This is a genomic window from Curtobacterium sp. GC_Cur_3, assembly GCF_026544205.1.
Taxonomy (GTDB): domain Bacteria; phylum Actinomycetota; class Actinomycetes; order Actinomycetales; family Microbacteriaceae; genus Curtobacterium.
Genome location: NZ_JALNUI010000061.1, coordinates 1 through 5,543 on the forward strand (window position 1 = coordinate 1; position 5,543 = coordinate 5,543).

Annotated in this window: 3 rRNA genes; all 3 read left to right on the forward strand. The window is 55.6% G+C overall.

Features of this window, described 5'->3' with window-relative positions:
- The first annotated feature begins 172 nt into the window (after window positions 1-172).
- Window positions 173-1,694 (forward strand): 16S ribosomal RNA (locus OXR63_RS17905).
- Window positions 1,695-2,171: 477 nt separating this feature from the next.
- Window positions 2,172-5,299 (forward strand): 23S ribosomal RNA (locus tag OXR63_RS17910).
- A gap of 126 nt (window positions 5,300-5,425) precedes the next feature.
- A 5S ribosomal RNA gene (gene rrf, locus OXR63_RS17915) occupies window positions 5,426-5,542 on the forward strand.
- Together the 16S, 23S and 5S rRNA genes form the textbook arrangement of a ribosomal RNA operon.
- The last annotated feature ends 1 nt before the right edge of the window (window position 5,543 follow it).

The following is a 5,543-nucleotide window of genomic DNA, read 5'->3' on the forward strand; positions in this document are numbered from 1 at the left end:
GTGCGTCTGGTCCTTGAGAACTCAACAGCGTGCACATTGTCAATGCCAATTTATTGACCTCGTCGCCGAGCTTGCTCGGTGTCGGAGACAATTCCTTTTGGATTGAAGATTGTCAGTAGACAGTCAACAGTCAGTTTCAACTCGCTGACACTTCGGTGTTGGTTGTAATTTTTTTACGGAGAGTTTGATCCTGGCTCAGGACGAACGCTGGCGGCGTGCTTAACACATGCAAGTCGAACGATGATGCCCAGCTTGCTGGGTTGATTAGTGGCGAACGGGTGAGTAACACGTGAGTAACCTGCCCCTGACTCTGGGATAAGCGTTGGAAACGACGTCTAATACTGGATATGATCGCCGGCCGCATGGTCTGGTGGTGGAAAGATTTTTTGGTTGGGGATGGACTCGCGGCCTATCAGCTTGTTGGTGAGGTAATGGCTCACCAAGGCGACGACGGGTAGCCGGCCTGAGAGGGTGACCGGCCACACTGGGACTGAGACACGGCCCAGACTCCTACGGGAGGCAGCAGTGGGGAATATTGCACAATGGGCGAAAGCCTGATGCAGCAACGCCGCGTGAGGGATGACGGCCTTCGGGTTGTAAACCTCTTTTAGTAGGGAAGAAGCGAAAGTGACGGTACCTGCAGAAAAAGCACCGGCTAACTACGTGCCAGCAGCCGCGGTAATACGTAGGGTGCAAGCGTTGTCCGGAATTATTGGGCGTAAAGAGCTCGTAGGCGGTTTGTCGCGTCTGCTGTGAAATCCCGAGGCTCAACTTCGGGCTTGCAGTGGGTACGGGCAGACTAGAGTGCGGTAGGGGAGATTGGAATTCCTGGTGTAGCGGTGGAATGCGCAGATATCAGGAGGAACACCGATGGCGAAGGCAGATCTCTGGGCCGTAACTGACGCTGAGGAGCGAAAGCATGGGGAGCGAACAGGATTAGATACCCTGGTAGTCCATGCCGTAAACGTTGGGCGCTAGATGTAGGGACCTTTCCACGGTTTCTGTGTCGTAGCTAACGCATTAAGCGCCCCGCCTGGGGAGTACGGCCGCAAGGCTAAAACTCAAAGGAATTGACGGGGGCCCGCACAAGCGGCGGAGCATGCGGATTAATTCGATGCAACGCGAAGAACCTTACCAAGGCTTGACATACACCGGAAACGGCCAGAGATGGTCGCCCCCTTGTGGTCGGTGTACAGGTGGTGCATGGTTGTCGTCAGCTCGTGTCGTGAGATGTTGGGTTAAGTCCCGCAACGAGCGCAACCCTCGTTCTATGTTGCCAGCGGGTTATGCCGGGGACTCATAGGAGACTGCCGGGGTCAACTCGGAGGAAGGTGGGGATGACGTCAAATCATCATGCCCCTTATGTCTTGGGCTTCACGCATGCTACAATGGCCGGTACAAAGGGCTGCGATACCGTAAGGTGGAGCGAATCCCAAAAAGCCGGTCTCAGTTCGGATTGAGGTCTGCAACTCGACCTCATGAAGTCGGAGTCGCTAGTAATCGCAGATCAGCAACGCTGCGGTGAATACGTTCCCGGGCCTTGTACACACCGCCCGTCAAGTCATGAAAGTCGGTAACACCCGAAGCCGGTGGCCTAACCCTTGTGGAAGGAGCCGTCGAAGGTGGGATCGGTGATTAGGACTAAGTCGTAACAAGGTAGCCGTACCGGAAGGTGCGGCTGGATCACCTCCTTTCTAAGGAGCATCTGGTCAGTGCTGGTCACCGTATGGTGGTCCGGTTCACTGGTCCAGGCGCCCGATTCGGACCGAACGTGTCCGACGGGTAGCTCATGGGTGGAACATTGACAGTGCAGTTGGGAGTGATGCTCCCGATCTTCAGTACACCGGGCTTGCCTGGTTGGAACGGGTCGGGGTGGAGCTGCCGGCTGGTGCACGTTGTTGGGTCCTGAGGGACCAGGCTTCCTACCGGGTGTGGGTCGCGTCGTTGCCGTGAACGGTGACGGTGTGGACTTCCGCTGGTGGGGGTTGGGCCTACGGGTCCTTCGTTGGGCCGCATGAAGCTGGAGGGTTACCTCTGGGGGAGTGTGGTGCCGATCGTATGTTGAGAACTACACAGTGGACGCGAGCATCTTTAGATTCGCGTGATGAATGTCAGGGGCCTTCTCGGTTTCTGGCCGCTTCGTGACGTTGGATCGCAATTTTAATCTTTGTGGTCAAGTTTCTAAGAGCAAACGGTGGATGCCTTGGCATCTGGAGCCGAAGAAGGACGTAGAAATCTGCGATAAGCCTCGGGGAGCTGATAATCGAGCTTCGATCCGAGGATTTCCGAATGGGGAAACCCCGCCAGGCGTTTTGCGACCTGGTGACTCCCGCCTGAATATATAGGGCGGGTAGAGGGAACGTGGGGAAGTGAAACATCTCAGTACCCACAGGAAGAGAAAACAACATGTGATTCCGTGAGTAGTGGCGAGCGAAAGCGGATGAGGCTAAACCGATCATGTGTGATAGCCGGCGGGCGTTGCATGGTCGGGGTTGTGGGACACGTCACTCAGTTCTGCCGGACTGGGACGGTTACAGCGCATCATAGTCGAACCGGTTTGAAAGCCGGGCCGTAGTGGGTGCCAGCCCCGTAGACGAAATGGTGTTATGGCCGGATGTGTATCCCAAGTAGCACGGGGCCCGAGAAATCCCGTGTGAATCTGTCAGGACCACCTGATAAGCCTAAATACTCCCAGATGACCGATAGCGGACAAGTACCGTGAGGGAAAGGTGAAAAGTACCCCGGGAGGGGAGTGAAATAGTACCTGAAACCGTTTGCTTACAAACCGTCGGAGCCTCCTTAGTAGGGGTGACGGCGTGCCTTTTGAAGAATGAGCCTGCGAGTTAGTGATATGTGGCGAGGTTAACCCGTGTGGGGCAGCCGTAGCGAAAGCGAGTCTGAATAGGGCGATTCAGTCGCATGTCCTAGACCCGAAGCGAAGTGATCTATCCATGGCCAGGTTGAAGCGACGGTAAGACGTCGTGGAGGACCGAACCCACTTCAGTTGAAAATGGAGGGGATGAGCTGTGGATAGGGGTGAAAGGCCAATCAAACTTCGTGATAGCTGGTTCTCTCCGAAATGCATTTAGGTGCAGCGTTGCGTGTTTCTCGCCGGAGGTAGAGCTACTGGATGGCCGATGGGCCTCAACAGGTTACTGACGTCAGCCAAACTCCGAATGCCGGTGAGTGAGAGCGCAGCAGTGAGACGGTGGGGGATAAGCTTCATCGTCGAGAGGGAAACAACCCAGACTACCAACTAAGGTCCCTAAGCGTGTGCTAAGTGGGAAAGGATGTGGAGTTGCACAGACAACCAGGAGGTTGGCTTAGAAGCAGCCACCCTTGAAAGAGTGCGTAATAGCTCACTGGTCAAGTGATTCCGCGCCGACAATGTAACGGGGCTCAAGCACACCACCGAAGTTGTAGATTTCGCACTATAGACAAGCCTTCGTGGTTCAGTCGTGCGGAGTGGTAGGAGAGCGTCGTGTGGCGAGTGAAGCGGCGGAGTGATCCAGCCGTGGACGCTACACGAGTGAGAATGCAGGCATGAGTAGCGAAAGACGGGTGAGAAACCCGTCCTCCGAAAGACCAAGGGTTCCAGGGCCAGGTTAATCCGCCCTGGGTAAGTCGGGACCTAAGGCGAGGCCGACAGGCGTAGTCGATGGACAACGGGTTGATATTCCCGTACCGGCGAACAACCGCCCAAGCTAATCCAGTGGTGCTAAGAGTCCTAACCCGGATCAACCGGATCCCTTCGGGGTGATGGTGGCCGGTCTAACGCTCGACCCCATGCTGGTGCGGTTAGCGTATGAACAGGTGTGACGCAGGAAGGTAGCTGAGCCAGGCGATGGTATCCGTAAGGTGATCCTGGTGTAAGGATGTAGGGCTGACGATAGGCAAATCCGTCGTCTGTATGCCTGAGATCCGACGCGTACCCGTGAGGGGAAATCAGTGATCCTATGCTGCCGAGAAAAGCATCGACGCGAGGTTGCAGCCGCCCGTACCCGAAACCGACTCAGGTGGTCAGGTAGAGAATACCAAGGAGATCGAGATAATCATGGTTAAGGAACTCGGCAAAATGCCCCCGTAACTTCGGGAGAAGGGGGGCCGGACGCGTGACCGGATTTACTCCGTGAGCGTTGAAGGCCGCAGAGACCAGTGGGAAGCGACTGTTTACTAAAAACACAGGTCCGTGCGAAGTCGCAAGACGATGTATACGGACTGACGCCTGCCCGGTGCTGGAAGGTTAAGAGGAGGGGTTAGCCTTTGGGCGAAGCTCTGAATTTAAGCCCCAGTAAACGGCGGTGGTAACTATAACCATCCTAAGGTAGCGAAATTCCTTGTCGGGTAAGTTCCGACCTGCACGAATGGCGTAACGACTTCCCAGCTGTCTCAACCGTGAACTCGGCGAAATTGCACTACGAGTAAAGATGCTCGTTACGCGCAGCAGGACGGAAAGACCCCGTGACCTTTACTACAGTTTGGTATTGGTGTTCGGAGTGGCTTGTGTAGGATAGGTGGGAGACTGTGAAGCGGGCACGCTAGTGTTCGTGGAGTCATTGTTGAAATACCACTCTGGTCACTTTGGATGTCTAACGTAGGACCCTGATCGGGTTCATGGACAGTGCCTGATGGGTAGTTTAACTGGGGCGGTTGCCTCCCAAAGAGTAACGGAGGCGCCCAAAGGTTCCCTCAACCTGGTTGGCAATCAGGTGGCGAGTGTAAGTGCACAAGGGAGCTTGACTGTGAGACTGACAGGTCGAGCAGGGACGAAAGTCGGGACTAGTGATCCGGCAGTGGCTTGTGGAAGCGCTGTCGCTCAACGGATAAAAGGTACCTCGGGGATAACAGGCTGATCTTGCCCAAGAGTCCATATCGACGGCATGGTTTGGCACCTCGATGTCGGCTCGTCGCATCCTGGGGCTGGAGTAGGTCCCAAGGGTTGGGCTGTTCGCCCATTAAAGCGGTACGCGAGCTGGGTTTAGAACGTCGTGAGACAGTTCGGTCCCTATCCGCTGCGCGCGTTGGAAATTTGAGAAGATCTATCCCTAGTACGAGAGGACCGGGATGGACGAACCTCTGGTGTGTCAGTTGTTCTGCCAAGGGCACCGCTGATTAGCTACGTTCGGACCGGATAACCGCTGAAAGCATCTAAGCGGGAAGCCGTCTTCGAGATGAGATTTCCATGCACCTTGAGTGTGAGAGGCTCCCAGCAGACTACTGGGTTGATAGGCCGGATGTGGAAGCGGGGACTAACGACCCGTGGAGCTGACCGGTACTAATAAGCCGAAGACTTGACACCAACTATTTCCCTACCCTTGTGGTGGGGGCTCGCGTCCACTTTGTGGTTCCCGACAGATGATCGGGAATCAAACTGAATACTTCGCTACGGCGGAGCAGTCTGAGACCAGGATCTGGTCGATGGTGTTCCGGTGGTCATAGCGAGAGGGAAACGCCCGGTCACATTCCGAACCCGGAAGCTAAGCCTCTCAGCGCCGATGGTACTGCAAGGGGGACCTTGTGGGAGAGTAGGACGCCGCCGGACT